The organism is Oerskovia rustica (assembly GCF_014836555.1).
GTDB lineage: Bacteria > Actinomycetota > Actinomycetes > Actinomycetales > Cellulomonadaceae > Oerskovia > Oerskovia rustica.
This window is the reverse complement of sequence record NZ_JACSQQ010000018.1, coordinates 20,840-22,883: the sequence shown is the minus strand read 5'-3', so window position 1 is coordinate 22,883 and position 2,044 is coordinate 20,840. Positions and strand designations below refer to the sequence as shown.

Below are 2,044 nucleotides of genomic sequence, written 5' to 3'. Positions count from 1 at the left end.
GGGGGGGGGGCCCTTCTGTGTCTCTGGGAGCCCCGGGCGAGTCCCGGGCGGCGACAGCGACGTGACAGCGCCCTGACACCGGCGTGACAGGCACCTCCCGGAGGCTGGGTCCATCAGCCACCAGGAGGAATCCATGACCCACGAATGGGCGGTCGAGGCACACGGCCTCGTCAGGACGTTCGGCGACAACCGGGCGGTCGACGGCGTCGACCTGAGCATCCGCACCGGCTCGGTGTACGGCGTGCTCGGCCCGAACGGCGCCGGCAAGACCACCACCATCAGCATGCTCGCGACGCTCCTGCGCCCCGACGCGGGCGAGGCCCGGGTCTTCGGGCACGACGTCGTCCGCGAGGCCCAGGTCGTGCGCCAGCTCATCGGCGTCACGGGCCAGTACGCCTCGGTCGACGAGACGCTGAGCGCGACCGAGAACCTCGTGATCTTCTCGCGCCTGCTCGGCCTGGGTCGGGCCGAGGCTCGACGCAAGGCCGCCGAGCTCCTCGAGACGTTCGGCCTGACCGAGGCGGCCACGCGCCCGCTCAAGAACTTCTCGGGCGGCATGCGCCGTCGTCTGGACCTCGCGGCGAGCCTCATCGCCCAGCCGCCGCTGATCTTCCTCGACGAGCCCACGACAGGCCTCGACCCGCGCACCCGCGCGCAGATGTGGGACACGATCCGCGAGCTCGTCGCGACGGGCTCGACGGTCGTGCTCACGACGCAGTACCTCGACGAGGCCGACCAGCTCGCCGACCGGATCGCGGTCATCGACCGCGGGCGCGTCGTCGCGGAGGGCACGGCCGACGAGCTCAAGGACGCCGTGGGCAACCAGTCGCTGCAGCTCGGGCTGGTCGCGGCCGCAGACCTGGGGTCGGCGCTCGACATCGTGACGACGTTCGGCGTGCCAGCGACCACGTCCCCCGAGGCCCGGCGCATCACGGTCCCGGTGACGGGTCCCGACGAGGTCACGGACCTCCTGGTCCGGCTGCGCGAGGCCCGCATCGCGGTCGACTCGATCAGCATGGACAAGCCGAGCCTGGACGAGGTGTTCCTGACCCTCACAGGCCACGGCGTCGCGGCCGACGGCGAGGACGACACCGCAGGCACGGCCGCCGCTGGCGACGTCGCCTGCCCCACCACCAGCACGCGAGAGGAAGCCTTGCGATGACCACGACCCTCACCGCCCCCCGTCAGCAGATCCAGGCCGGCTCCGACCGCAGCCTGTCCAACCGCACGAGCGTCGGTCAGACGGTCCGCAACACGTTCACCATGGCGTACCGCGGGCTCCTGAAGATCCGCCGGACGCCCGAGCAGCTCGTCGACGTGACGGTCCAGCCGATCCTGTTCACGCTCATGTTCACGTACATCTTCGGCGGCGCGATCGCGGGCGACGTCGTGAGCTACCTGCCCACGATCATCCCGGGCATCCTCGTGCAGACCGTCATCACGACGTCGGTCGTCACGGGCGTCCAGCTCCGCGAGGACATGGACAAGGGCGTGTTCGACCGGTTCCGCTCGCTGCCGATCGCACGCATCGCGCCGTTGTCCGGAGCGCTGCTCGCTGACACCGTCCGGTACGGCATCGCGACGACCCTCACGTTCGCGATGGGCTACGCCATGGGCTACCGCCCCGAGGGCGGCCTGGGGTCGGTCGTCCTGGCGGGCCTGCTCGTGATCGTGTGCTCGTGGGCCGTGAGCTGGATCTTCGCGTTCTTCGGCGTGATCGCCCGGACGGCGTCGAGCGTCCAGGGGATCTCGATGATCATCCTGTTCCCGCTCACGTTCCTGTCGAACGCGTTCGTCCAGCCCGACACCATGCCTGGTTGGCTCCAGGGCTTCGTGAACGTCAACCCGGTCTCGCACCTGGTCACCGCGGTGCGCGAGCTGACGAACAACGGGGTTCTGGGTGCGGACGCCGTGATCTCGCTCGTCGGCGCGGCGGTCATCGTCGCGGTCTTCGCGCCCCTCACGGTGCGGGCGTACATGCGCAAGGCCTGAGCGTTCGCGTTCGACCACGGACGGGCGGTGCCCCGGCGGATCCCGCCGGGGC

Annotated in this window: 2 protein-coding genes; both read left to right on the top strand. The window is 70.7% G+C overall.

All coding sequences use genetic code 11. The features are described 5' to 3' along the window. Window positions 1-133 precede the first annotated feature (133 nt). A complete protein-coding gene (locus H9652_RS11735; protein ID WP_191796411.1) occupies window positions 134-1,162 on the top strand; it encodes an ATP-binding cassette domain-containing protein in 1,029 nt (342 codons plus the stop codon). Next, window positions 1,159-1,992 carry an ABC transporter permease gene (locus H9652_RS11730; protein ID WP_191796410.1) on the top strand — a complete coding sequence of 278 codons (834 nt, stop codon included), beginning with the start codon at window positions 1,159-1,161 and terminating at the stop codon, window positions 1,990-1,992. The genes H9652_RS11735 and H9652_RS11730 overlap by 4 nt, the downstream gene beginning before the upstream one ends. The last annotated feature ends 52 nt before the right edge of the window (window positions 1,993-2,044 follow it).

What these genes read in the sequence shown, in the direction of transcription:
- H9652_RS11735 (WP_191796411.1), top strand. Translation starts at nt 134, where the DNA reads ATGACCCACGAATGGGCGGTCGAGGCACACGGCCTCGTCAGGACGTTC.
- H9652_RS11730 (WP_191796410.1), top strand. Translation starts at nt 1,159, where the DNA reads ATGACCACGACCCTCACCGCCCCCCGTCAGCAGATCCAGGCCGGCTCC.